This window comes from Micromonospora sp. NPDC049801 (assembly GCF_040656575.1).
Taxonomy (GTDB): domain Bacteria; phylum Actinomycetota; class Actinomycetes; order Mycobacteriales; family Micromonosporaceae; genus Micromonospora.
This window is the reverse complement of record NZ_JBFAMS010000007.1, coordinates 313,918-338,291: the sequence shown is the minus strand read 5'-3', so window position 1 is coordinate 338,291 and position 24,374 is coordinate 313,918. Positions and strand designations below refer to the sequence as shown.

Genomic DNA, 24,374 nt, shown 5'->3' with positions numbered 1-24,374 from the left:
GTAGGTTCCGCCAGGCTCCGGCCGCCACGGCGGCCGGAGAACCGGCAGACATAGGAGATAGACGTGATTCAGCAGGAGTCGCGACTGCGCGTCGCCGACAACACGGGTGCTCGGGAGATCCTGTGCATCCGGGTTCTCGGTGGCTCCGGTCGGCGCTACGCGAGCATCGGCGACGTCATCGTGGCCACGGTCAAGGACGCGATCCCGGGTGCCGGTGTGAAGAAGGGCGACGTCGTCAAGGCGGTCGTCGTTCGCACGGCCAAGGAGAAGCGGCGGCCGGACGGCTCGTACATCCGCTTCGACGAGAACGCCGCCGTCATCATCAAGGACGGTGGGGACCCGCGTGGAACCCGTATCTTCGGCCCGGTGGGCCGGGAGCTGCGGGACAAGCGGTTCATGAAGATTATTTCCCTCGCGCCGGAGGTGTTGTGACCGTGAAGGTCAAGAAGGGCGACACGGTCGTCGTCATCGCCGGCAAGGACAAGGGCGCCAAGGGCAAGGTCATCGCGGCCTACCCGCGGCAGGACAAGGTCCTGGTCGAGGGCGTGAACCGGGTCAAGAAGCACACCCGCATCAGCACCACCCAGCGTGGCGCCAAGACCGGCGGCATCGTCACCCAGGAGGCCCCGATCCACGTCTCGAACGTGCAGGTCCTGGACTCCGACGGCAAGCCGACCCGCGTCGGTTACCGGATCGACGACAACGGCCAGAAGGTCCGCATCGCGCGTAGCACCGGTAAGGACCTGTGATGACCACGGCTACCGAAAAGACCATGCCGCGCCTCAAGGAGCGGTACCGCAACGAGATCGTGGCCCAGCTGCGTGAGCAGAACAGCTACGGCAACCCCATGCAGGTGCCGCGGCTGGTCAAGATCGTCGTCAACATGGGTGTCGGCGAGGCCGCTCGCGACGCCAAGCTGATCGACGGCGCGGTCCGCGACCTCGCCACGATCACCGGCCAGAAGCCGCAGGTGCGGCGGGCGACCAAGTCCATCGCGCAGTTCAAGCTCCGCGAGGGCATGCCGATCGGCGCGAAGGTGACCCTCCGCGGCGACCGCATGTGGGAGTTCCTGGACCGGCTGCTCTCCATCGCGCTGCCGCGTATCCGCGACTTCCGCGGTCTGGACGGGCGCAAGCTGGACGGGCACGGCAACTACACGTTCGGTCTGACCGAGCAGTCGGTGTTCCACGAGATCGACCAGGACCGGATCGATCGCCAGCGGGGCATGGACATCACGGTGGTCACCACCGCCACGACCGACGACGAGGGCCGGGCGCTGCTCAAGCTCCTGGGCTTCCCGTTCAAGGAGAACTGAGATGGCCAAGAAGGCGCTGATCCTCAAGGCGGCCGCGAAGCCGAAGTTCTCGGTTCGCGCGTACACCCGCTGCCAGCGGTGCGGGCGTCCGAAGGCGGTCTACCGCAAGTTCGGGCTCTGCCGGGTCTGCATCCGGGAGATGGCCCACCGCGGTGAACTGCCGGGTGTGTCCAAGGCTTCCTGGTAAGGGCGACCGCGTCCCGGCTCCGGCCGGGAACTCCTGCACCGATTAGGTATTGCTCTTCGCCGTAGGCCCGGGGCTGGTGCCCCGGGAACCCCGGCGAGAAAGGCTGACGAAATCCATGACGATGACCGACCCGATCGCAGACATGCTCACGCGTCTGCGTAACGCCAACCAGGCGTACCACGATCAGGTGAAGATGCCCTACTCCAAGATCAAGGCGAACATCGCCGAGGTCCTGAAGGCCGAGGGTTACATCGCCACCTGGTCGGTCGAGGAGCCCGAGGAGGGCGCCGTCGGCAAGCGACTGGTCGTCGAGCTGAAGTACGGCCAGAACCGCGAGCGGAGCCTGGCCGGCATCAAGCGCGTGTCCAAGCCCGGTCTCCGGGTGTACGCCAAGTCGGACGGGCTCCCGCGGGTGCTCGGTGGGCTGGGCGTGGCGATCATTTCGACGTCCCAGGGACTGCTGACCGACCGGCAGGCCCGCAAGCGGAGTGTTGGCGGGGAAGTCCTCGCCTTCGTCTGGTAACGGGAGACTGGTAGAAATGTCGCGAATTGGACGTAAGTCGATCCCGGTGCCATCCGGCGTCGACATCACGATCGACGGGCAGACCGTCAAGGTCAAGGGCCCGAAGGGCGAGCTCCAGCACACCATCGCGGAGCCGATCACGATCGAGCGCGCGGAGGACGGGCAGCTGAACGTCAGCCGCCCGAACGACGAGCGCAAGGCCAAGGAACTGCACGGCCTGAGCCGTACCCTGGTCGCCAACATGATCGTCGGCGTGACCGAGGGTTACCGTAAGAGCCTGGAGATCGCGGGCACCGGTTACCGGGTCACCGCCAAGGGTTCGGACCTCGAGTTCGCGCTCGGGTTCTCGCACCCGGTGGTCGTCCCCGCCCCGGCGGGCATCACCTTCACGGTGGAGCGGCCGACCCTGTTCCACGTGGCCGGCATCGACAAGCAGCAGGTCGGTGAGGTCGCCGCCAACATCCGGAAGATCCGTCCGCCGGAGCCCTACAAGGGCAAGGGCGTGAAGTACCAGGGCGAGGTCATCCGCCGCAAGGCTGGAAAGGCAGGTAAGAAGTGAGCGCCACGCTGCTCAAGCGCCGCCGCGGCGTCGCCGCCAAGCGCGCCGTTGGGCGTGCGCGTCGGCACTTCCGCGTCCGCAAGAACGTCACCGGTACGGCCGAGCGTCCGCGCCTGGTCGTCACCCGTTCGCTGCGGCACATGGTCGCCCAGATCGTCGACGACACCAAGGGCCACACCCTGGCGTCGGCGTCGACCCTGGACGCCTCGCTGCGCGGTACGGAGGGCGACAAGAGCGCCCTCGCCGGCAAGGTGGGCGCCCTGCTCGCCGAGCGGGCCAAGGCCGCTGGCGTCTCCAAGGTCGTCTTCGACCGCGGTGGCAACCGGTACGCGGGCCGAGTCGCCGCGCTTGCCGACGCCGCCCGCGAAGCCGGGCTCGAGTTCTAACAACCCCGTCACGAGAGATAAGGAAGGCTGCTGATGCCAGGTCAACAGCGCCGTGGCGGCGGGTCCGGTGGCAACGAGGGTGGTCGCCGCGACAACCGCCGTGAGGGCGGCCGCGGAAACGCGCCCGTCGAGAAGACCCCGCACCTTGAGCGGGTCGTCGCGATCAACCGCGTCGCCAAGGTCGTGAAGGGTGGTCGTCGCTTCAGCTTCACCGCCCTGGTGATCGTGGGCGACGGCGACGGCACGGTCGGCGTGGGCTACGGAAAGGCCAAGGAGGTGCCCGCGGCCATCGCCAAGGGTGTCGAGGAGGCCAAGAAGCACTTCTTCAAGGTGCCGCGGATCGGTCAGTCGATCCCGCACCCGGTGACGGGTGAGGACGCGGCCGGTGTGGTGCTGCTCAAGCCGGCCTCGGCCGGTACGGGTGTCATCGCCGGTGGTCCGGTGCGTGCCGTGCTGGAGTGCGCCGGTATCCACGACGTGCTCTCCAAGAGCCTCGGTTCGTCGAACCCGATCAACATCGTGCACGCCACCGTGGCGGCCCTGAAGGGGCTCGAGTCCCCCGAGCAGGTCGCAGCGCGTCGTGGTCTGCCGGTGGAGGACGTCGCGCCGGCCGCCATGCTGGCGTCGCGGGCGGGGGTGGCGCGCTGATGGCACGCCTGAAGGTCACCCAGCTCCGGTCCGGTATCGGGACCAAGCAGAACCAGCGTGACTCGCTGCGTTCGCTCGGTCTCAAGCGGATCAACGACGTGGTGGTCAAGGAGGACCGGCCCGAGATTCGCGGCATGATCTTCACGGTCAACCACCTCGTGAAGGTCGAGGAGGTCGAGTAATGACGATCAAGGTGCACCACCTGCGCCCGGCGCCCGGTTCCAAGACCGCGAAGACCCGTGTGGGTCGCGGTGAGGGTTCCAAGGGCAAGACCGCCGGTCGCGGTACCAAGGGCTCCAAGGCCCGCAAGAACATCTCGGCGGCGTTCGAGGGTGGGCAGATGCCCATCCACATGCGCCTGCCGAAGATGAAGGGCTTCAAGAACAGGTTCAAGGTGGTCTTCCAGGTGGTCAACCTGGACCGGCTCGCCGAGCTGTTCCCGAACGGCGGCCAGGTCGGCCCGATCGAGCTGGTCGAGGCCGGCGCGGTCCGCAAGGGCCAGCCGGTCAAGGTCCTCGGCACCGGGGATCTCGGCGGGGTGGCGCTCCAGGTGTCGGCGCACGCGTTCAGCGCGTCGGCCAAGGAGAAGATCGCCGCCGCCGGTGGCTCTGCCACCGAGCTGTAAGGCGTACGACCTCGGCGCCCGTCCAGTTGCGAGCAACTGGCGGGCGCCTAGGTCTGCCTGGGGCCTGAGCGCCCGGTAATATCGGAATCGGTTTATGTAGCCGGGCACACCTGCCCGGAGTGGGACAGGGCTGTTAGAGTCCCATCCCAGCCATGGATTCCGGGCACTCGCCCGGGATTCACCCCGACCCGCCAGGGATCACCGGCGGCCCGCCTCGCGCAGGAGGAAGAAGTTGCTGTCCGCCTTTCTCAGTGCGTTCCGTACGCCTGACCTGCGCAAGAAGCTGCTGTTCACAGTAGGCATCATCGCGGTCTACCGGCTGGGTGCCACGCTGCCCAGCCCCGGCGTCTCGTACGGCAACGTGCAGAAGTGCCTCGACTCCATCTCGGGCGACACGACGGGCCCGCTGAATCTGCTCAACCTATTCTCCGGCGGAGCGCTGCTCCAGCTCTCGGTCTTCGCGCTGGGCATCATGCCCTACATCACGGCGTCGATCATCCTGCAGCTGCTGACCGTCGTGATCCCGCGCCTTGAGCAGCTCCGCAAGGAGGGCCAGGCCGGCCAGGCGAAGATCACGCAGTACACCCGCTACCTGACCCTGGGTCTGGGTGTCCTGCAGGCGTCGGCGTTCGTGGCCCTGGCCCGCTCCGGGCAGCTGTTCCAGAACCGCTGCGACCAGTTCCCGATCATCCCCGAGGGCACCGGCATCCCGGACTGGCTGACGCTGTCCATCCTGGTGATCACGATGACCGCCGGCACCGGCATGGTCATGTGGCTCGGCGAGCTGATCACGGACCGCGGCGTCGGCAACGGCATGTCCGTCCTGATCTTCACCTCGATCGCGGCCCGCCTGCCCAGCGAGGGCTGGCAGATCAAGACCAGCAAGGGCTGGGACATGTTCGCCCTGGTCATCGCGCTGGTCCTGGTGGTCATCACGGCGGTCACCTTCATCGAGCAGGCGCAGCGCCGGATTCCGGTGCAGTACGCCAAGCGGATGATCGGCCGGCGCATGTACGGCGGCACCTCGACCTACATCCCGCTCAAGGTCAACCAGGCGGGCGTCATCCCGGTCATCTTCGGGTCGTCGCTGCTCTACCTGCCGCAGCTGGCTCTCCAGTTCTTCGACCAGAACGACCCGGGCAAGGTCCAGGCCTGGATCCAGAACAACCTGGTCGCCCCGGACAGCCCGATCTACATCACGGTCTACTTCCTGTTGATCATCTTCTTCACGTACTTCTACGTGTCGATCACGTTCAACCCGACCGAGGTCGCGGACAACATGAAGAAGTACGGCGGTTTCGTGCCGGGCATCCGTCCGGGCAAGCCGACCGCCGACTACCTGGACTTCATCCTCAGCCGGATCACCCTGCCGGGCGCGCTCTACCTGGGCGTCATCTCGATCCTGCCGAACTTCTTCTTCATCTGGCTGGACAACCAGCAGTACCAGAACTTCCCGTTCGGTGGCACCGCTGTGCTCATCATGGTCGGCGTCGGTCTGGAGACCGTGAAGCAGATCGAGAGCCAACTCATGCAGCGGAACTACGAAGGGTTCCTGCGGTAGATGAGACTCGTTCTGGTTGGCCCGCCGGGCGCGGGCAAAGGCACGCAGGCCGAGTTCATCGCCGCGCACCTCTCGGTGCCCAAGATCTCGACCGGGGACATCTTCCGGTCGAACGTCACCCAGGGCACGCCACTGGGCGTCGAGGCGAAGCGCTACATGGACGCGGGCGAGCTGGTTCCGGACGAGGTCACCATCAACATGGTCCGGGATCGGCTCGCCGAGCCCGACGCCAGCGAGGGCTTTCTCCTCGACGGCTTCCCGCGGACCACTCCGCAGGCAGCCGCTCTGGACAAGCTCCTCGCCGACCTGGGCACCGCTCTGGACCTGGTCCTGGAGCTGGTGGTCGACGACGACGAGGTGATCCGGCGGCTCTCCGGCCGGCGTACCTGCCGCGGCTGCGGCAAGATCTGGCACGTCGAGTTCGACGCCACCACCCGTCCGGGCATCTGTGACCGGTGCGGCGCCGAGCTGTTCCAGCGCGACGACGACAAGCCGGAGACCATCGCCACCCGCCTGCGGGAGTACAGCGAGAAGACCGCCCCCCTGGTCGACTACTACGGCGCCCAGGGCAAGCTCGTCGGGATCGACGCCACCGGCCCGGTGGAGGACGTCACGACCCGGGCCATCGACGCCCTGCGGTCGTACGGCGGCTGAGGCCCGGCCGCACCGCGGCGGATAGAGTGCGAACAGCGGGGTACGCGAGACGTGCCCCGCTGTTTCGGCAACGAAAGGTAACCGCTCCATGCGTCGTCCCCAGCTGGACATCCAGCTGAAGACCCCTGACCAGATCGAGAAGATGCGCGCGGCCGGACTCGTGGTCGCCGAGGCGCTCCGCCGGATGCGCGAGGCTGTTGCGCCCGGTGTGAGCACCGCCGATCTGGACGCCATCGCCGAGTCGACGATCCGCGAGGCGGGCGCCGTCCCGTCGTTCAAGGGGTACCACGGCTTCCCGGCGTCGATCTGCTCCTCGGTGAACGAGCAGATCGTGCACGCCATCCCATCGTCGAACCAGGTGCTCGCCGAGGGCGATCTGATCTCGATCGACTGCGGTGCCGTGTTGAACGGGTGGCACGGCGACTCGGCGATCACCGTCGGGGTCGGCGAGGTCGATCCGGCGCTGTTGAAGATGGCTGAGGTGGCCGAGGACGCCATGTGGGCCGGTATCGCCGCCGCGGCCCGTGGTGCGGCCAGCGGCAAGGGCCGGCTCACCGACATCTCGCACGCCGTGGAGACCGCGGTCCGCAAGGGCGGCCGGTACGGCATCGTCGACGGTTACGGCGGGCACGGCATCGGCACCGAGATGCACCAGGATCCGCACGTGCTCAACCACGGCCGGCCGGGCAAGGGGCCGCGTCTGGTCCCGGGCATGGCCCTGGCGATCGAGCCGATGATCACCATGGCCTCGCCCCGTACGGTCGAACTGGCCGACGGCTGGACGGTGGTCACCCGGGACGGGTCGATCGCGGCGCACGTCGAGCACTCGATGGCGCTCCTGCCCGACGGCGTCTGGGTGCTCACCGCCTTCGACGGGGGCCGGGCCCGACTCGGCGACCTCGTGACGGCCCGCCAGCCCGCCGCCTCCACCACCCCCTGACGGCCCGCCGCCTCCACCACCCCCTGACGGTCCCGACCGGGCGGGCCAGTCGGTTGATCGACTCGGGTTCCGGAAGGTCGCCCTGTCCCACCGCCATGGAAACCCCGATTGCCCTGATGTCGGGTCGATCGAGGGCAGGGCAACCGGGCGGGACGGATTGGTGGGGCGGTGGCATGCTTGCCGGCATGGACGGGCGCGACGGGATGCGAGCGGCGGACGCGGACCGGGAAGCGGTGGCCGAACGGTTGCGGGCCGCCCTCAACGAGGGTCGGTTGGACCTGCACGAGTACGACGAGCGGTTGCAGCGGGCCTACGCTGCGCGGACGTACGCGGAACTGGATCCGCTGCTGTCGGACCTGCCGCCGATGTCGCCTGCGGCGCAGCCGGCCCCGCAGTCGCCTGGCCCGGTGGCCCAGCCGTCCAGCGGCCGACTCGCCTCGTTCGCGATCGGCGACACCAATCGTTGGCTGGGCGAGGTGTGGTTCCCGTACCTGAAGGTGCTTGCCATCGTGGTGACCATCTGGGGCGTGACCTCGCTGCTGAGTCAGGACCTGCTCTACTTCTGGCCGGTCTGGGTGGCCGGGCCGTGGGGTGTGGTGCTGGTGCTTCGGACGGTGGGTGGGCTGGCCGCGGGGGAGCCCCGGCGGCAGGCGATCGAGCGGGAGCGTCGTCGCCAGCGCAAGCGCGCCAAGCGAGAGCGCAGACGCCAACTCCGCTCCACCGAACCAGACAAAACCCCACCCCCCACCTGACTCACAAACCCCACCCAGATCCCCGTCGATCATGAAGTTACTGCCCTCGGGGCCCGGCGTGTCATGGCGATAACTTCATGATCAACCAGAGGCTGCGGGTCGTGGTGGGTGGGTGGTTTGGCGGTGGGCGGCAGGCGGGCGTACACTTTCTGATCGGCGCACAGCGTCCACTCCGGCATGCCCACCCTGCGCTTCGGTGGGTCCCGGAGCCGCGGCTGGCGCGGTCTTCTGATTCTGGTCAGATTTCCGTGTAAGACGTTGTGGGTCGCCCGGAGCAATCGACGTCAGGACAGCGGAGGACATGCCGAAAAAAGACGGAGCCATTGAGATCGAGGGTCGGGTCATCGAGCCCCTGCCGAACGCCATGTTCCGCGTGGAGCTCGCGAACGGCCACAAGGTGTTGGCTCACATCAGCGGCAAGATGCGGCAGCACTACATCCGCATCCTGCCGGAGGACCGGGTCGTCGTCGAACTCTCGCCGTACGACCTGACCCGCGGGCGCATCGTCTACCGCTACAAGTAGTCCTGACGGCGGCCGGGAAGTCCCGTGTCCGTCTTCGACGTCCGGTCTCGCGCATGGCGCGTTGCCGGGCCAGATGGGAAGTAAGGCAACCGTGAAGGTCAAGCCGAGCGTCAAGAGGATCTGCAACAAGTGCCGGGTTATCCGCCGGCACGGCCGGGTCATGGTCATCTGCACCGACCCGCGCCACAAGCAGCGCCAGGGCTGACTCAGCCCGTCCGGCCGAACACGGCCGGGTGGTGTTGGTCCGGGCAGTTCCTCAGCGACACACACATCACACATGCTCGTCCCAGCCGCGAGCGGTACGCGAGGCGTACTCCTTTCGTGGCTGACCCCCGGTCGGAGGCCGGGGCCCGCTTGGGCAGCGACCGATCCCGGTCGCCGGCGCTGATGGCGTCGGAAAGACGGGACGGCCGGTAGCGGGGTGGGACGGGTCCACACCTCCGCCACACATCACGAGGAGTACGCCCGCACATGGCACGTCTAGTCGGCGTGGATCTCCCCCGCGAGAAGCGGATGGAGATCGCGCTCACCTACATCTTCGGGGTCGGTCGAACCCGCGCCCTGGAGACGCTCGCCGCTACCGGCATCTCGCCGGACAAGCGCGCTCGGGACCTCACGGACGAGGAGCTCGTGCAGCTCCGCGACCACATCGAGGGCAACTACAAGGTTGAAGGCGACCTGCGCCGCGAGGTCGCCGCTGACATCCGCCGCAAGGTTGAGATCGGCTGCTACGCCGGCATCCGGCACCGCCGGGGCCTGCCCGTGCGTGGCCAGCGGACCAAGACCAACGCGCGGACCCGCAAGGGCCCGAAGCGGACCGTCGCCGGCAAGAAGAAGCCCGGCAAGAAGTAATAGGAGCGCACAGACTTATGCCACCGAAGGCTCGTGCCGGAGCCGCTGTCAAGAAGGTCCGGCGCAAGGAACGCAAGAACGTCGCCCACGGGCAGGCGCACATCAAGAGCACTTTCAACAACACCATCGTGTCCATCACGGACCCGACCGGTGCGGTCATCTCCTGGGCCTCCGCGGGCCAGGTTGGCTTCAAGGGCTCCCGCAAGTCGACTCCGTTCGCCGCGCAGCTGGCCGCCGAGGCCGCCGCGCGTCGCGCCATGGAGCACGGCATGCGCAAGGTCGACGTGTTCGTCAAGGGCCCCGGCTCCGGCCGGGAGACCGCTATCCGTTCGCTGCAGGCCGTCGGGCTGGAGGTCGGCCAGATCGCCGACGTCACCCCGCAGCCGCACAACGGGTGCCGTCCGCCTAAGCGTCGTCGGGTCTGAGAGGTAGAGAGAGATGGCTCGTTACACCGGTGCTGACTGCCGCCGTTGCCGGCGGGAGAAGATGAAGCTGTTCCTCAAGGGCAGCAAGTGCGATGGTCCGAAGTGCCCGTTCGAGTCCCGGCCGTTCCCGCCCGGGCAGCACGGCCGCGGCCGCACCAAGGAGACGGAGTACCTGCTCCAGCTCCGCGAGAAGCAGAAGGCCCGCCGCGTCTACGGCGTGCTGGAGAAGCAGTTCCGTGGCTACTACGAGGAAGCCGTCGGCAAGCAGGCCAAGACCGGTGAGGTCCTCTTGCAGATCCTCGAGTCGCGGCTGGACAACGTCGTTTACCGGGCCGGCTACGCCCACTCGCGGGACATGGCCCGCCAGCTGGTCAAGCACGGTCACTTCACGGTGAACGGCAAGAAGGTCGACATCCCGTCGTACCGCGTCAAGGAGCACGACATCATCGAGGTTCGGGGCAAGAGCAAGGAGCTCACCCCGTTCGTGGTGGCGCAGGCTCAGGCCGGTTCGAAGACGGTTCCGGCGTGGCTTGAGGCCATTCCGAGCCAGATGAAGGTGCTCGTGCACTCCCTCCCGGCCCGGCAGGTCATCGACACGCAGGTCCAGGAGCAGCTGATCGTCGAGCTCTACTCCAAGTAGTCGGGCTCGTTGCGGTGGCCTGCCCTTCGGGGCGGGCCACCGGAACAGTTTGTGTCGTGGGCGTCAAATAGCGGGCGTCCCGGAAGAGAAGAGACAAGATGCTCATCAGTCAGCGACCCTCCCTCTCCGAGGAGTCGATCAACGAGACCCGGTCGCGGTTCGCCATCGAGCCGCTCGAGCCGGGCTTCGGCTACACCCTGGGCAACTCGCTGCGGCGTACGCTGCTGTCGTCGATCCCGGGTGCGGCGGTCACCTCGATCAAGATCGACGGCGTGCTGCACGAGTTCACCACGATCCCCGGTGTCAAGGAGGACGTGGTCGAGCTCGTCATGAACATCAAGGAGCTGTGCGTCAGCTCCGAGCACGACGAGCCGGTCAGCATGTACCTGCGTAAGCAGGGCCCGGGCGACGTGACGGCGGGCGACATCCAGCCCCCGGCCGGCGTCTCGGTGCACAACCCGGACCTCAAGCTCGCGACCCTGAACGGCAAGGGCCGGCTCGACATGGAGCTGACCGTCGAGCGGGGCCGGGGCTACGTGACGGCCGCTCAGAACAAGCAGTCCGGCGCCGAGATCGGCCGGATCCCGGTCGACTCGATCTACTCGCCGGTGCTGAAGGTGACCTACCGCGTCGAGGCGACCCGCGTCGAGCAGCGCACCGACTTCGACCGGCTCATCATCGACGTCGAGACCAAGCCGTCGATGGGCCCGCGTACCGCGCTGGCCTCCGCCGGTTCGACGCTGGTGGAGCTGTTCGGTCTGGCTCGTGAGCTGGACGAGACGGCTGAGGGCATCGACATCGGGCCGTCCCCGCAGGACGCCCAGCTGGCGGCGGACCTCGCTCTGCCGATCGAGGAGCTGGACCTGACCGTCCGCTCCTACAACTGCCTCAAGCGCGAGGGCATCAACTCCGTTGGTGAGCTCATCGGGCGTACCGAGGCCGACCTCCTCGACATCCGCAACTTCGGTCAGAAGTCGATCGACGAGGTCAAGATGAAGCTCGCCGGGATGGGTCTCGGGCTGAAGGACTCGGCTCCGAACTTCGACCCGGCGCACGTCGTGGACACCTTCGGCGAGGCCGACTACGACACCGACGACTACCGCGAGACCGAGCAGCTCTAGTCCGCGCTGCCGCCACAACTGAGGAGCACCAAAAATGCCCACGCCCACCAAGGGCCCCCGCCTCGGCGGCAGCCCCTCGCACGAGCGGCTGATGCTCGCCAACCTGGCGACCGCGCTGTTCCAGCACGGCAAGATCCAGACCACCGAGACGAAGGCCCGGCGGCTCCGTCCGCTGGCCGAGCAGCTCATCACCAAGGCCAAGCGCGGTGACCTCGCCTCGCGGCGTCGGGTGCTGGGTGTCGTCAAGGACAAGGACGTCGTCTACGCCCTGTTCGACCAGATCGCGCCCCGGTACTCCAACCGCCCCGGCGGTTACACCCGGATCGTGAAGACCGGTCCGCGCAAGGGTGACAACGCGCCGATGGCGATCATCGAGCTGGTGGAGGAGCTTCAGGTCGCCGAGCCGAAGGCGAACAAGAAGACCGCCGCCCGCAAGGCCGCGCAGCAGGACAAGGTCGAGGCGCTCGCCCCGGCCGAGGACGCTCCGAAGTCGGCCGACGCCGACCAGGACTCCGAGGCGCCGGTGTCGGCCTCCGGCGACACCGCCGAGGCGCGCGAGGACAGCGACCTCGCCACCGAGGAGAACAAGGCCTGACCTCGGGCATCAGTGCGGGCCCGGCACCCCTTTCGGGGTGTCGGGCCCGACCCGTAACAGGAGGTACGAGGTGGACGAGCGGATCCGGCTGCGGCTGGACGTCTCGTACGACGGCGCGGACTTCTCCGGGTGGGCGCCCCAGCCGACGCGGCGGACCGTCGCCGGGGTGCTCGTCGAGACCCTGGACCTGGTCCTGGGCGCGGGTACGGCGACCGGTCTGACCGTCGCGGGCCGGACCGACGCGGGGGTGCACGCCCGCGGGCAGGTCTGTCACCTGGACCTACCCGTCGAGGTGTGGCGGGAGCACGAGGGGCGGCTGCTGCGCCGGCTGGCCCGGCTGCTCCCCACCGACGTGCGGGTACGGGCGATGACCGAGGTGCCCACCGACTTCGACGCCCGCTTCTCGGCCACCTACCGGCGCTACGAGTACCGGGTGACCGACGCCCCGTACGGCGCGGAGCCGCTCCGTCGGCACGAGGTGTTGGCCTGGCCGCGGGCGCTGGACCTGGCGGCCCTGAACGCCGCGGCCGAGGGCCTGGTGGGGGAGCACGACTTCGCCGCGTACTGCCGACGCAAGGAGAACGCGACAACGCTGCGCGAGGTGACCCGGTTGGACTGGCGGCGGGACCCGGACGGCATCCTGGTCGCCACCGTACAGGCGGACGCGTTCTGTCAGGCGATGGTGCGCAGCCTCGTGGGGGCGATGCTCGCGGCCGGCGACGGCCGCCGGCCGGTGCGGTGGCCGGGCAGCCTGCTGACCCGGCAGGAGCGGTCCAGCGAGGTGACGGTGGCGCCGGCGCACGGGTTGACCCTGGTCGCGGTCGGCTACCCGGACGATCCGGCGGACTACGCGCGCCGTGCCGACCTGACGCGCCGGCTGCGCGTGCCGGTCGAGGGCTGACGGGCGAACCCGGTACGGACGACGACGGGTGTGCCACCTCGGCGGCACACCCTTCGGACCGGTCGCGGGTCAGTCGCCGTCCTCGCCGCCGCTCTGGCTGCCGCTGCCGTCGGTGGACGCCCCCGTTGGCTGCCCGGCCGTGCCGATGTCGGCCCGCCGTTGGAGGACGCCCTTGCTGAGGTGGGCCTCGATCATGTCGAACAGGACTTCCCGGATCTTGGTGTCGCCGGGCTTGACCGCGGTTCCGTCGGCACGGACCACCAGCGCGTACGCCAGGTAGTGGCCGCGGACCTGCCAGCCGACCCGGGCCGGGGCGCTGGTCAGCGCATCGGTGTCGTCGCCGGCGGTGAGCCCGAGGAACCGGCCCTGCCGTTCGTCGAGGATCTGCCGGATCCGGTCCCGGGCCCGCTCGGCGTTGGCCCTGTCGGTCAGGTTGAACAGGCCGGTGGTGACCAGGTGCTCGCCGCCGGGACTCCGCAGGGTGGCCCGGACGACCTGGTTGCAGCCGAGCCGGACCAGCAGGTCCGCGACCTCGTCCGTGGCGGCGACGGCGCAACTGCCGCTGGACTGGGTCTTGAGCACCTGGTAGGCGGGCTGGCCTTCGGCGAGCTTCAGATCCTTGCCGGGGAAGAGTTCCTTCGCGGTGAGCGGCGCCTGGTCGGTGTCCCGCGAGTCGAGATCCTGCGGCTGCTGGACGCTGGCGGACGGCGCGGCGTTCGGCTGGTACGTCGGGGTGGACTGTGGTGTCGCGTCGCGATCCAGCAGCAGTGCGGCGGCGCCCAGGCCGCAGAGCGCGAGCAGGACGAGGACGGCGGCGCCGCCGATCACCACCTGCCAGAGCCGCCCACCGCCACGCCGGGCGGACGGCTCCACCGGCTGGGCCGAGGTGTAGACCTGGCTGCGGGGAGCCGCCACCGACGGGGTGACGCGGTGGGCCGGCGGCGGCTGGTTCGACGGCAGCACCAACTGGTTGGGTCGGGGCAGCGACGGCGCGGGGAAACGCGACGGTGAGGGGCCGGCCGGTGGAGGGGGACCTGCGCCGACCACGTCCAGGTCGGAGCCGGGCTCGGGGTCCTCGAATGCGTCCTCTTCGGACTGGTACCGATACACCATGTCGCCCAGAGTAGGAGTGATTGTCCCTTTAGGGGGTAATATCAGGGAAATGTGGGTGTGGGCAGTGTCGTGAGCCGCCCGAGCCGATGCGAGAATTGCCGACGTGACCGGCGACCACTACTTCACCGCGCAGCCCGCCAGCGACGCACCGGCGCGCGAGGTCGAATTCTCCGTCGCCGACCGCGACTACCGACTCGCCTCGGCCGGCGGTGTCTTCTCCGCCAGCCGTCTCGATCCCGGCACCGCCGTACTCCTGCGCAAGGCCGACCTGCCCGCCGCCGACACCACGGGTGACCTGCTCGACCTCGGCTGCGGGTTCGGACCCATCGCGTGCGTCCTGGCCGACCTCGCGCCTACGAGCACCGTCTGGGCCGTCGACGTCAACTCCCGCGCCCGCGACCTCACCGCCGCCAACGCGGCGAGGATCGGCGCCGGTGACCGGGTCCGGGTGAGCGCGCCGGACGACGTACCGGCGGAGGTGACCTTCGCCCAGCTCTGGTCCAACCCGCCCATCCGCGTCGGCAAGGACGAGCTGCACGAGCTGCTGCGGCGCTGGCTGCCCCGGCTCGCCCCGGACGGCGTCGGCTGGTTGGTCGTCGCCCGGCACCTGGGTGGCGACTCGCTGCAGCGCTGGCTCGTCGAACAGGGCTGGCAGGTCGAGCGGCACGCCAGCCAGAAGGGCTTCCGGGTGCTGCGGGTCACCCGGTAATTGGATGTCCCTACCGGTCCCGGTTGGGGCAGGATCCCGGCGTGGGATACGTGGACGTGGCAGCGGTCGGGCACACCCTGCCCGACGGTCGGGAACTCTTCGCCGACGTGTCGTTCCGAGTCGGTGAGGGCGCCAAGGTCGCCCTGGTCGGGCCGAACGGCGCCGGCAAGACGACACTGCTGAGGATGGTCGCCGGTGACCTTCCGGTACGCGCGGGCAGCATCGCGCGGGCCGGCGGGCTGGGCGTGATGAGGCAGTTCATCGGCATGATCGGCGACGAGACGACGCTCGCCGACCTGGCCCTGTCGCTGGCCCCGCCGGCACTTCGCGACGCCGGCCGCCGGCTCGGCGAGACCGAGGCGGCCATGCGGGCGGCCGAGACCCACGGCAAGTTCAGCAACGCCGCGGGCAAGGCGCAGTTGGCGTACGCGGACGCGCTCGGCGCCTGGGGCGAGACCGGCGGGTACGACGCCGAGGTGCTCTTCGACACCGTCGCCACCATCGTGCTCGACCAGCCGTGGGACGCCGTACGGGACCGACCGGTACGGACGCTCTCGGGCGGGCAGCAGAAGCGGTTCGCCCTGGAGTTGCTGCTGCGCGGCCCGGACGAGGTGCTGCTACTCGACGAGCCGGACAACTTCCTCGACGTGCCCGGCAAGCGCTGGTTGGAGGGGCGGCTGCGGGAGTCGACGAAGTCGGTGCTCTACGTCTCGCACGACCGTGAGCTGTTGGCGCAGAGCGCCGACCGGGTGGTCGCCGTCGAGGGCGGCAGCGCCTGGGTGCACCCGGGTGGCTTCGCCAGTTGGCACGAGGCCCGGGTGGCCCGGCACGCCCGCCTCGACGAGCTGCGTCGACGCTGGGACGAGGAGCACCAGAAGCTGCGCGAGCTGATGCTGATGTACAAGCAGAAGGCCGCGTACAACGACGGGTTGGCCTCGCGGTACCAGGCCGCGCAGACCCGGCTGCGCAAGTTCGAGGAGGCCGGGCCTCCGCCCGTACCCCCCAAGGACCAGGACATCCGGATGCGGTTGACCGGCGGGCGGACCGGCAAGCGCGCGGTCGTCTGCGACCAGCTTGAGCTGGACGGCCTGACCTTCCCCTTCGACCTGGAGATCTGGTACGGCGACCGGTTGGCGGTCCTCGGCGCCAACGGCACCGGCAAGTCGCACTTCCTGCGTCTGCTGGCGCGCGGCGGCACCGATCCCGACCCGGCGAACGGGCCGGTCGACGGCGCGGGCGCGCTCGCGCCGGTGGTGCACGACGGCGTGGCCCGGCTCGGCGCGCGGGTCCGCCCCGGGCACTTCTCCCAGACGCACGACCGACCGGAGCTGATGGGAAGGACGCTTGTCGAGATCCTGTGGCGGGGCGACGAGCACCGCCAGGGGATGGACCGGCACGCGGCGATGGGGGTGCTCAGTCGGTACGAGCTGGCCGGGCAGGGTGATCAGCGCTTCGGCACCCTCTCCGGAGGGCAGCAGGCCCGCTTCCTGGTGCTCCTGCTGGAGCTGTCCGGGGCGACCCTGTTGCTGCTCGACGAACCCACCGACAACCTCGACCTGGCCAGCGCGGAAGCCCTGGAGGCCGGCCTGAACGCCTTCGAGGGAACGGTGATCGCGGTCACCCACGACCGCTGGTTCACCCGCTCCTTCGACCGTTTCGTACTGTTCCGCGGCGACAACGAGGTGGTGGAAACCCCCGAGCCGGTCTGGGACGTCGGCTGACGCGAAAGGAAGGGCCCCTTATTAGACACCAGGCGTTAGTAAGGGGCCCTTCCTTCACGGGGCATAGGGTGGAACTCGTGACTGAGATGACCTATCGCCGGCTGGGCGACTCCGGGCTCGTGGTGTCCGTCGTCGGAATCGGCTGCAACAACTTCGGCCGCAAGCTGGACCTCGACGGCACGCGAGCGGTGGTGGACGCCGCCCTGGACGCCGGGATCAACCTGTTCGACACCGCCGACATCTACGGCGAGCCGCAGGGTGGCTCGGAGGAGTTGCTCGGGCAGGCGCTCAAGGGCCGCCGCGACGACGTGGTGGTGGCCACCAAGTTCGGTATGGACATGAACGGCCTGAACGGTCCGGACTTCGGGGCCCGTGGCGCGCGCCGGTACATCGCCCGCGCGGTCGAGGCGTCGCTGCGCCGGCTCGGCACCGACCACATTGACCTGTACCAGATGCACGAGCCCGACCCGGGCACCCCGATCGACGAGACCCTCGCCGCCCTGGACGACCTGGTCCGTGACGGCAAGGTGCGCTACCTGGGCAACTCCAACTTCGCCGGCTGGCAGATCGCCGACGCGGACTGGGTCGCGTCGTCCAACGGCCGGGCCCGTTTCATCAGCGCGCAGAACCACTACAGCCTGCTGGAGCGCTCGGTCCAGGCCGAGGTGATCCCGGCGTGTGAGCGGTTCGGCCTCGGCATGCTGCCGTTCTTCCCGCTCGCCAACGGCCTGCTCACCGGCAAGTACAAGCGCAGCGAGCAGCCTCCGGCCGGCAGTCGGCTCTCCGGCGGCGGCCGGTACGCCGACCGGCTCGCGGCGGCCGACTGGGACACCATCGAGGCCATCGAGGCGTACGCGAACGAGCGGGGTCTGACCATGCTCCAGGTGGCGATCGGTGGCTTGGCCGCCCAGCCCGCGGTGACCTCGGTGATCGCCGGTGCCACCAGCGCCGAGCAGGTGCACGCCAATGCCGCCGCCGGCACCTGGGAGCCCACCGACGAGGACCTGACGGCCCTGCGCGACATTCTCTGAGCGCGGGCGCCGCGTGCCGCGTCGTGATCCACTCGCGTTCCTTGAATGCGGGGTGACCTGCGGTCGGGGATGCCCCGACTTCAAGGAACACGAGTCGATCACCAGCCGGCCGGCCGGACGGAACCGGGCCGGGCCGCTCGTCGCGGCCCGGCCCGGTCGTCGGAGTGGCGCTGGAGCGCCGACAGGTCAGTCGTTCGGCGTGGCGGAGCGGCGGCGGCCGAACAGCATGGCCACCCCCATCGCGGCGGCGATGAGCACCAGCCCGGCCGCCGCGAACGGCCACCAGCCGGCAGCCGCCCCGCGTCCGTCGGCCCGGTCCGCGGTCACCGCGACCGGCGTGGGCACCGGCGGAGACTGTGCCGCCTTCGCCTGCACCGTCGCGGTGGCCTTGCTCTGCAGCGGAGCGGGGGAGTTCACCGTCACCTTCCACGTGCCGGTGGAGAGCACCGGGCCGCTGCTGTAGAAGCCCTGCCCCTCGGGCTGCGGTTCCAGCTGCACCGGGCCGACCTTCTGCCCGTCCGGGCCGGTGGCGGTGAGCACCAGTCGTACCACCCGGTCCAGCCGACGACCGTCGGCGTAGGTGGCCTGGATGGTGACGCCCTCGGCTCCGTCGCCGGCCACCGTCAGCTTGAGTTTGTCGGCCTGCGCGGCCGCCGGGGTCGCGGCGAGCAGGGTCAGAGCCAGTCCGGCGAACACGGCGGCCAGCACCTTGCGGATACGCGTCACGGACGTCTCCTCCCTAATGAGGGAGGCCCCTCCCCGACGCCGGAGCGTCGGGGAGGGGCCTCGATCGGATCAGAGCTGGCGACCGGGTGCCAGCCGGGTGGCGTCGCCACCGAGCCGTCCCGTGCCCTTGACCGGCTCGCCGTCATTGGCCTTGACGCCGGCCTTGCTGGCCGTACCGCCGAGCCGCACGATCATCGCGTCGGCGTCCCGGGTGAGGGTGTCCCGGATCTCGGCCTCGGCCACCAGGGTGGCGTCGGTGGCGAGGTCCCGGAACTGGGTCAGCTGCTTGATCGCCTTGCTGTCGTTGCCGGCCGCCTCGGCCTGGCGGGCCGCGTCGAGCTTGGCGGTCAACTGCTTGTGCGCCTTGGCCGACAACCGCCCCGTCGCCTTGAACCGGTCCAGCAGGAACTGCATGTCCCGGAACGAGGTGGTGACGAAGAACCGGACGTTCGAGGTCGTCTTGTTGCCGGCCTTGTCGGTCGCGGTGACGGTCAGCTCGTGCAGGCCGAGCGACAGCTCGTACATGGCCTGCAGGGTGCCGCTGGCGTACGTGTTGCCGTCGAGCTGGCCGACCACGGACGCGATGCCCGAGGTCGGGTCCACGGCCTGCCAGGACACGCGGACGTCCTGGCTGTCGCCGTAGAGCTGGCCGTCGGCGATGCCGGAGACCAGCAGCGTCGGCTTGGTGCCGTCGATCTTCAGGATCGCCGACTTGAGCGTCTCGACGTTGCCCGCCTTGTCGGTGGAGCGGTACAGCAGCTCGTGCTGCCCGTCACCGGTCACCTCGACCGGCGTCGTGTACGGCGTCCACGCGCCACCGTCCAGCGACCACTCGACCGTCTTGACCCCGGAACCGGCGTCGGTCGCGGCGAGCACCACCGGGATGGTCCCGTTGTGCCAGCCCGCGTCGTTCGCCGGGGCGAACGTCGCCGTGGTCACCGGCGCGGTGGCGTCGATCTTGACCGTGACGGTCTTCGTCGACTCCACGTTGCCGGCCTTGTCGGTCGAGCGGAACCGCAGCTCGTGCTCGCCGTCACCGCTGATCGCCACCGGCGCGGTGTACGCCGTCCACGCGGTGGCCCCGTCCAGCTGGTACTCCGTGCTGGCGAGCCCGCTGCCGCCGGCCTCGTCGGCGGCGGTCAGGGTGACCGTCACCGGGCCGGTGTACCAGCCGTCGGTGGGGGTGCCGGACACCGCCGCGGTGGTGACCGGCGCCTTGTCGTCGGCCACCTTCGTGCTCAACCGGAAGTAGTCGAACGCGGCCGTCTTCGACGCCGTCTGGTTGGCGCCGAGGGTGAACAGACCCACCTTCGGGGTCGCGCCCACCGCGCTGTTGGTCAGCGCCTCCAGCGTGGTCCAGGTCGTCCCGTCGGCCGAGTACGACGCGGTGAAGGTGTCGCCCACCCGGGCCAGGCGCAGGTACCACACCGCCGAGGTGAGGCTCGTCGCCTCCGGCTGCGGGCTCTGCACCGTCCCGGCGATCTCGCTGCGGAACTCGATCCGCCGCGTCACCGCCGAGCCGGCCGTGTTGTCGGCGATGAAGTCGAACTTCAGGTAGTTGTCGTCGTCGGCCTGCACGAGCAGACCGGCCTGCTGGTACTGCTCGTTCAGCAGACTGCCGTCGACCTTGGTCTCCAGGGTCCAGTCGCCCGAGGGCGCGGTCTGGAGGATGAAGTTCTTCGGCCCGGTGTTGTCGGTGCCGTAGATGTCACCGTTCGGCACGTCGATCCGCAGCGCGCCGTCGGTCACCCGGTAGCCGTTCGGGTCCTCCCGAACGATGGCGTCCCACCGGCACTTGTCCAGCGTGCTGCCGGTGAACTCGTCCGACGGCTCGACCGGGCCGGCCGGAGCGTCCGGCGTGACCACGAACGAGTCGAACGCGGCGTCCACCACCGGGGCCTCGGTGCCGCCGTTGAGGGCGAACACCCCGATCCGCGGGTTGGTGATGCCGGCCAGCGCTGCCGAGCGGCCGACCGTGGTGAACGTCTGCCCGTCGCCCGAGGTGGCCGCGGTCAGGTTCGTACCGTCGCTGGTGACCCGCAGGTACACGGTGTCACCGGCCGGCGCGTTGGCGGCGTCGGCGGCGTCGTTGCGCGGCGTCCCGGCGGTCTCCCGGATGAACTCCACCCGACGGCTGCCGTTGTAGAGCAGGTCCACCTTGGCGTAGTTGTCGTCGTCGCCGTACACCAGCAGGCCGGCCTGCTGGTAGTTGGCCGTCACCGGGAGGGTGACCTTGGTGGTCATCTCCCAGGCGCCGGTCGGCGCCGGCTGGAGCACCAGGTTGGTGGCGTCGTTGCGGGCGCCGTAGAGGTCACCCACGGCGGTGGGCAGCTTCAGCGCGCCGCCGCTGAGCGAGTAGAGCTGGTTCTCCCGGACCACGGTGGTCCACCGGCTCTTGTCCAGCGTGTTGCCGTTGAAGTCGTCCGAACGCGCCCCGAGGCAGGACGTGTCCGGAGCGTTGACCCGCACCGGCACCGTGGCGTACGACTTGGCACCCTTGCTGTCGGTCACCGTGAGGGTGGCCGTGAAGGCGCCGACGCTGGTGTACGTGTGGCTGGCGTCCAGGGTGGACGCCGTACCGCCGTCACCGAAGTCCCAGGCGTACGTCAGCGGGGTGTCACCCTCGGCGTCGGTGGCCGTGCCGTCGAAGGCGACGGTGACCGGCGCGGTGCCCGTGGTCGGGGTCGCGGTGGCGGTGACCACCGGCGGCCCGTTCTCGGTGACGCCGCGACCGACGAAGTCCATCCAGTTGACGTTGAACAGCGAACCCGTTCCGCCGTTCGGGTCACGGGCCACGAAGTACAGCCCGCCGCTCGCGGCACCGGTCACCGGCGCGCTCACGTCCGTGTACGTCTGCCACCCGCCGGTCGCCGGAACGGTGGCCGTGGCCACGACCGGTCCGTCGACCGCACCGGCGTGGACCTCGATCCGACCGCCAGCGGCGGCCGAGGCGGCCCGGAACCGGATCTCGGTGATGTTGGTGAGGTTCGCCGGAACGACCGACCACCAGTCGCCGTCCTCGATGAACGCGATGCTCTGACCGCCACCGGCGGTGTCGGTCGCGGCCTCGCGCTGCACGCCGGCGTCGCCGCCGCCCGTGCTCACCGGGGTACGCCCGGTGGCGGTGAAGTACTCGGCCTGCTTCTGCTTGGGCTGCAGGATCTCGATCTGCCGGCCGGTGAGCGCGCCGGAACCGCCCGCGCCACCCTTGTCGGTGTAGGTGGCCTCGAAGACCGCGAACACGTTCGCCTCGGCGCCGTGCCCGGAGGCGAGCGACGTCTGGACCGTGCCGGTGCAGCCGGTGTGCTGCTCCAGCGGGTGGGCGTGCTCGTCGTGACCGAGCAGCACCTGGAGGTTCACCTTGGTGCAGTCGATCTGCCCGTCCTCGGGGTCGGTCACCTTGACCGTGTAGCGGACCTGGTCACCCCAGTTGAAGAAGCCACCGTCCGGCGGGAACTCGATGGTTACCGTCGGCGCGGTGTTGCCCACGGTGACCGGTACGTTGGCCACCGCCGTGCGGCCCTTCGGGTTGGTCACGGTGAGCTGCGCCGTGTAGTTGCCCGCCGTGGCGTAGGTGTGCGTCGGGTTGGCCTCGGTGGAGGTCTGCCCGTCACCGAACGCCCAGGCGTAGGTGAGCGTTCCACCGTCCGGGTCCCGGGAGCCGGCGCTGGAGAACTCCACCGTCAACGGGGCCGGACCCGAGGTCGGGTTGGCGGCCGCCGCCGCGATCGGCGCACGGTCACCGGCGGTGTAGTCGATCCGGTAGACCCCGGAGTTGTCGTTGTTGCCGCCGAAGCCGCTGCCCCACTCGATCAGGTACAGCGCGCCGTCCGGACCGAACTCGAAGTCCATCGGCCGGATCATCGACATGCCGGGCAGCAACTGGTTGATGTCCACCAACGACTTGCCGTCGGCGGTCATCTGCATCGTGTACATCTTGTTCTGGTTCCACTCGCCCAGCAGCGCCTTGCCGTCGAAGTAGGCCGGCCACTTGCGGGTCGAGTTGAGGTTGGCGTCGTACCGGTAGGCCGGGCCGCCCATCGGGGCGCCACCGCCACCGATCTCCGGGTACCGCGCGTCACCGGCGTAGCCGTAGTCGACGGTGGCCGGGACGACCGGCGGGAGGTTGGTCAGGCCCGTGTTGTTGGGCGAGTTGTTGACCGGCGCGGCGCAGTCGAACTTCGGACCGCTCGGGCCGGACGGGAACGTGTAGTCGTTGTAGGCCTCGTTCGTGCCCGTGCAGTACGGCCAGCCGTAGTTGCCGGGGGTCACGACGTTCCACTCGACCAGACCCCGCGGGCCCCGGTCCGGGTTGTTCGAGTTGGCGTCCGGCCCGTAGTCACCGACGTACAGCGTGTCGGTCTTCGGGTCGGTGCCGATCCGGAACGGGTTGCGGAAGCCCATCGCGTAGATCTCGGGACGGGTCTTCTCGGTGCCGGCCGGGAAGAGGTTGCCGGACGGAACGGTGTACGTCCCGTTGTCCTCCGGGTGGATCCGGAGCACCTTGCCGCGCAGGTCGTTCGTGTTGGCCGACGTGCGCTGCGAGTCGTAGTCCTGGCGACCCGGACGCTCGTCGAGCGGCGCGTACGCGTTCGACTCGAACGGGTTGGTGTTGTCACCGGTGGCCAGGTACAGGTTGCCGGCGCTGTCGAAGGTCATGCTGCCGCCCGCGTGGCAGCAGGTGTTGCGCTGGGTGTCGACCCGCAGCACCTGTTTCTCGCTCGCCAGGTCGATGGTGTCGCCGGTCACGGTGAACCGGGACAGCAGGTTGCGCGTGACGTTGTCGTTCGGGGCGTAGTAGAGATACACCCACTTGTTGGTGGCGAAGTCCGGGTCGAGCCGGATGCCGATCAGGCCGTCCTCGTTGCCGGTGAAGACGTCCAGGTCGACGGCGGTGACGGTGTTGCCGGTGTCCGGCTTGATGATCTGCACCCGACCGTCGCGCTCGATGTAGAAGACCCGCCCGTCGGGGGCGATGTCCAGCTCCATCGGGTTGCTGGTGTTGCTGTCCAGCGTGACCTTCTCGAAGTTGGAGGTCTTCGACGCGCCGCAGTCGGCGTCGACCACGCCGGCCGCCGTCTGGATGCCGCCGAGCAGGTGCTTGAGGAACTCGGGCTCGGCGTACGACTCACGGGTGTGCCCGCCGCCGGTGTACCAGGAGCGGCCACCGTCGAAGTCCTGGCACCACGCCGTCGGGTGGTCGGCGCCCATCGCGCCGGCGCCCGGGGTGTAGCTCTTCTCGTCCAGGCTGGCCAGGACGTGCACGTCCGACCGGGGGTTGGTCTGGAAGTTGTACCACTCGTCGAACCGGGACCAGCGTTCCGGCAGTCCGGCGGTGGACGGGTGGGCCGGGTCCTCCACCTTGACGGTGGCCTGCTGGTTCTGCGGGTGGTTGGCGAAGTACGCGCCGACCAGGTCGCCGTACCAGGCCCAGCTGTACTCGGTGTCCGAGGCGGCGTGGACGCCGACGTAACCGCCGCCGGCCTTCACGTACCGCTCGAAGGCCGCCTGCTGGTCGGCGTTGAGAACGTCACCGGTGGTGGAGAGCCAGATCACGGCCTTGTACTTGGCGAGGTTGGCGTCGCTGAACGCGGCACCGTCCTCGGTGGTGTCCACCGTGAAGCCGTTGGTGGCGCCGAGCTGCTGGATGGCGGCGATGCCGGTGGGGATGGCGTCGTGCCGGAAGCCGGCGGTCTTCGAGAAGATCAGGACGGAGTAGGGGTCGGCCGCAGCGGCCTTCGGCGCGTTCGGCGCCGCCTGGGAGAGCGGAGCCGCGACAGGCACGTCTCGCGCGGGGATCTGTGCTCCGGTCGGAGCCGCCTGCGCCGGGGACCCGATGAGGGCCGTCGACGTCAGGGCGAGGGACA

Annotated in this window: 28 protein-coding genes; 25 read left to right on the top strand and 3 right to left on the bottom strand. The window is 69.5% G+C overall.

Translation table 11 applies throughout. The annotated features are described in order from the left end of the window. Positions 1-63 precede the first annotated feature (63 nt). From rplN to truA, 22 genes are all read left to right on the top strand, one after another. Positions 64-432, top strand: coding sequence for a 50S ribosomal protein L14 (rplN, locus tag AB0I89_RS16130; protein ID WP_007073026.1), 369 nt, complete (start codon positions 64-66; stop codon positions 430-432). Beyond that, entirely contained in the window at positions 429-749 is a 321-nt protein-coding gene (gene rplX / locus AB0I89_RS16125) for a 50S ribosomal protein L24 (RefSeq protein WP_007465276.1), read from the top strand. The genes rplN and rplX overlap by 4 nt, the downstream gene beginning before the upstream one ends. After that, the gene (gene rplE, locus AB0I89_RS16120; RefSeq protein WP_355050758.1) at positions 749-1,315 is read left to right on the top strand and encodes a 50S ribosomal protein L5; all 567 of its coding nucleotides are present in this window, start codon (positions 749-751) and stop codon (positions 1,313-1,315) included. Before rplX ends, rplE begins: the two co-directional genes overlap by 1 nt. 1 nt (position 1,316) lies before the next feature. Beyond that, positions 1,317-1,502, top strand: coding sequence for a type Z 30S ribosomal protein S14 (locus AB0I89_RS16115; RefSeq protein ID WP_007073023.1), 186 nt, complete (start codon positions 1,317-1,319; stop codon positions 1,500-1,502). Between the two features lie 115 nt (positions 1,503-1,617). Continuing rightward, positions 1,618-2,025: a 30S ribosomal protein S8 gene (rpsH, locus tag AB0I89_RS16110; protein WP_007465270.1), complete on the top strand. Its 408-nt coding sequence runs from the start codon at positions 1,618-1,620 to the stop codon at positions 2,023-2,025. A gap of 16 nt (positions 2,026-2,041) precedes the next feature. Further along, positions 2,042-2,584, top strand: a complete 543-nt coding sequence (gene rplF / locus AB0I89_RS16105; RefSeq protein ID WP_355050757.1) for a 50S ribosomal protein L6 — start codon at positions 2,042-2,044, stop codon at positions 2,582-2,584. After that, complete coding sequence (gene rplR, locus AB0I89_RS16100; RefSeq protein ID WP_357126510.1) at positions 2,581-2,970, top strand: 50S ribosomal protein L18; 390 nt, start codon at positions 2,581-2,583, stop codon at positions 2,968-2,970. The genes rplF and rplR overlap by 4 nt, the downstream gene beginning before the upstream one ends. Before the next feature lie 33 nt (positions 2,971-3,003). Further along, on the top strand, positions 3,004-3,618 hold the full coding sequence (gene rpsE / locus AB0I89_RS16095; RefSeq protein ID WP_007465263.1) for a 30S ribosomal protein S5: 615 nt from the start codon (positions 3,004-3,006) through the stop codon (positions 3,616-3,618). Continuing rightward, entirely contained in the window at positions 3,618-3,800 is a 183-nt protein-coding gene (rpmD, locus tag AB0I89_RS16090; protein ID WP_030329904.1) for a 50S ribosomal protein L30, read from the top strand. Before rpsE ends, rpmD begins: the two co-directional genes overlap by 1 nt. Continuing rightward, positions 3,800-4,243: a 50S ribosomal protein L15 gene (gene rplO / locus AB0I89_RS16085; RefSeq protein WP_357126507.1), complete on the top strand. Its 444-nt coding sequence runs from the start codon at positions 3,800-3,802 to the stop codon at positions 4,241-4,243. The genes rpmD and rplO overlap by 1 nt, the downstream gene beginning before the upstream one ends. A 232-nt stretch (positions 4,244-4,475) precedes the next feature. Next, positions 4,476-5,804, top strand: coding sequence for a preprotein translocase subunit SecY (gene secY, locus AB0I89_RS16080; protein WP_355050755.1), 1,329 nt, complete (start codon positions 4,476-4,478; stop codon positions 5,802-5,804). Further along, a complete protein-coding gene (locus tag AB0I89_RS16075) occupies positions 5,805-6,458 on the top strand; it encodes an adenylate kinase (protein WP_088950228.1) in 654 nt (217 codons plus the stop codon). An 88-nt stretch (positions 6,459-6,546) separates the two neighbouring features. Next, a complete protein-coding gene (gene map / locus AB0I89_RS16070) occupies positions 6,547-7,398 on the top strand; it encodes a type I methionyl aminopeptidase (protein ID WP_357126503.1) in 852 nt (283 codons plus the stop codon). A 185-nt stretch (positions 7,399-7,583) separates the two neighbouring features. Then, a complete protein-coding gene (locus tag AB0I89_RS16065; RefSeq protein ID WP_357126500.1) occupies positions 7,584-8,150 on the top strand; it encodes a DUF1707 domain-containing protein in 567 nt (188 codons plus the stop codon). 301 nt (positions 8,151-8,451) lie between these two features. Next, on the top strand, positions 8,452-8,673 hold the full coding sequence (gene infA / locus AB0I89_RS16060) for a translation initiation factor IF-1 (protein ID WP_007073013.1): 222 nt from the start codon (positions 8,452-8,454) through the stop codon (positions 8,671-8,673). A 91-nt stretch (positions 8,674-8,764) separates the two neighbouring features. Continuing rightward, a complete protein-coding gene (gene rpmJ / locus AB0I89_RS16055; RefSeq protein WP_012184307.1) occupies positions 8,765-8,878 on the top strand; it encodes a 50S ribosomal protein L36 in 114 nt (37 codons plus the stop codon). A 266-nt stretch (positions 8,879-9,144) separates the two neighbouring features. Further along, complete coding sequence (gene rpsM / locus AB0I89_RS16050; RefSeq protein ID WP_007465236.1) at positions 9,145-9,525, top strand: 30S ribosomal protein S13; 381 nt, start codon at positions 9,145-9,147, stop codon at positions 9,523-9,525. Between the two features lie 17 nt (positions 9,526-9,542). After that, positions 9,543-9,950, top strand: coding sequence for a 30S ribosomal protein S11 (gene rpsK, locus AB0I89_RS16045; protein ID WP_030329919.1), 408 nt, complete (start codon positions 9,543-9,545; stop codon positions 9,948-9,950). Positions 9,951-9,963: 13 nt separating this feature from the next. Next, a complete protein-coding gene (gene rpsD / locus AB0I89_RS16040; protein WP_007465229.1) occupies positions 9,964-10,590 on the top strand; it encodes a 30S ribosomal protein S4 in 627 nt (208 codons plus the stop codon). Between the two features lie 98 nt (positions 10,591-10,688). Continuing rightward, on the top strand, positions 10,689-11,711 hold the full coding sequence (locus tag AB0I89_RS16035; protein ID WP_007465227.1) for a DNA-directed RNA polymerase subunit alpha: 1,023 nt from the start codon (positions 10,689-10,691) through the stop codon (positions 11,709-11,711). Positions 11,712-11,745: 34 nt separating this feature from the next. Beyond that, positions 11,746-12,306: a 50S ribosomal protein L17 gene (gene rplQ, locus AB0I89_RS16030; RefSeq protein WP_357126496.1), complete on the top strand. Its 561-nt coding sequence runs from the start codon at positions 11,746-11,748 to the stop codon at positions 12,304-12,306. Between the two features lie 70 nt (positions 12,307-12,376). Continuing rightward, positions 12,377-13,207, top strand: coding sequence for a tRNA pseudouridine(38-40) synthase TruA (gene truA / locus AB0I89_RS16025; RefSeq protein ID WP_357126493.1), 831 nt, complete (start codon positions 12,377-12,379; stop codon positions 13,205-13,207). Between the two features lie 69 nt (positions 13,208-13,276). Here the strand turns inward: truA and AB0I89_RS16020 are convergent, their stop codons facing one another. After that, positions 13,277-14,320 carry a hypothetical protein gene (locus tag AB0I89_RS16020; RefSeq protein WP_357126490.1) on the bottom strand — a complete coding sequence of 348 codons (1,044 nt, stop codon included), beginning with the start codon at positions 14,318-14,320 and terminating at the stop codon, positions 13,277-13,279. A gap of 103 nt (positions 14,321-14,423) precedes the next feature. Between AB0I89_RS16020 and AB0I89_RS16015 the strand changes: the two genes are divergently transcribed. The 3 genes from AB0I89_RS16015 (at position 14,424) to AB0I89_RS16005 (ending at position 17,781) form a co-directional block, all read left to right on the top strand. Continuing rightward, positions 14,424-15,029 (top strand): methyltransferase, encoded by a 606-nt coding sequence (locus AB0I89_RS16015; protein ID WP_357126487.1) that lies wholly within the window; start codon positions 14,424-14,426, stop codon positions 15,027-15,029. A gap of 41 nt (positions 15,030-15,070) precedes the next feature. After that, complete coding sequence (locus AB0I89_RS16010) at positions 15,071-16,750, top strand: ATP-binding cassette domain-containing protein (RefSeq protein WP_357126484.1); 1,680 nt, start codon at positions 15,071-15,073, stop codon at positions 16,748-16,750. 86 nt (positions 16,751-16,836) lie between these two features. Beyond that, positions 16,837-17,781: an aldo/keto reductase gene (locus tag AB0I89_RS16005; protein ID WP_357126601.1), complete on the top strand. Its 945-nt coding sequence runs from the start codon at positions 16,837-16,839 to the stop codon at positions 17,779-17,781. 186 nt (positions 17,782-17,967) lie between these two features. On the opposite strand, the gene AB0I89_RS16000 is transcribed toward AB0I89_RS16005, so the two are convergent. Both AB0I89_RS16000 and AB0I89_RS15995 read right to left on the bottom strand, forming a co-directional pair. Continuing rightward, positions 17,968-18,507, bottom strand: coding sequence for a hypothetical protein (locus AB0I89_RS16000; protein ID WP_357126481.1), 540 nt, complete (start codon positions 18,505-18,507; stop codon positions 17,968-17,970). A gap of 69 nt (positions 18,508-18,576) precedes the next feature. After that, entirely contained in the window at positions 18,577-24,291 is a 5,715-nt protein-coding gene (locus AB0I89_RS15995) for a ThuA domain-containing protein (protein WP_357126478.1), read from the bottom strand. Between the last annotated feature and the right edge of the window lie 83 nt (positions 24,292-24,374).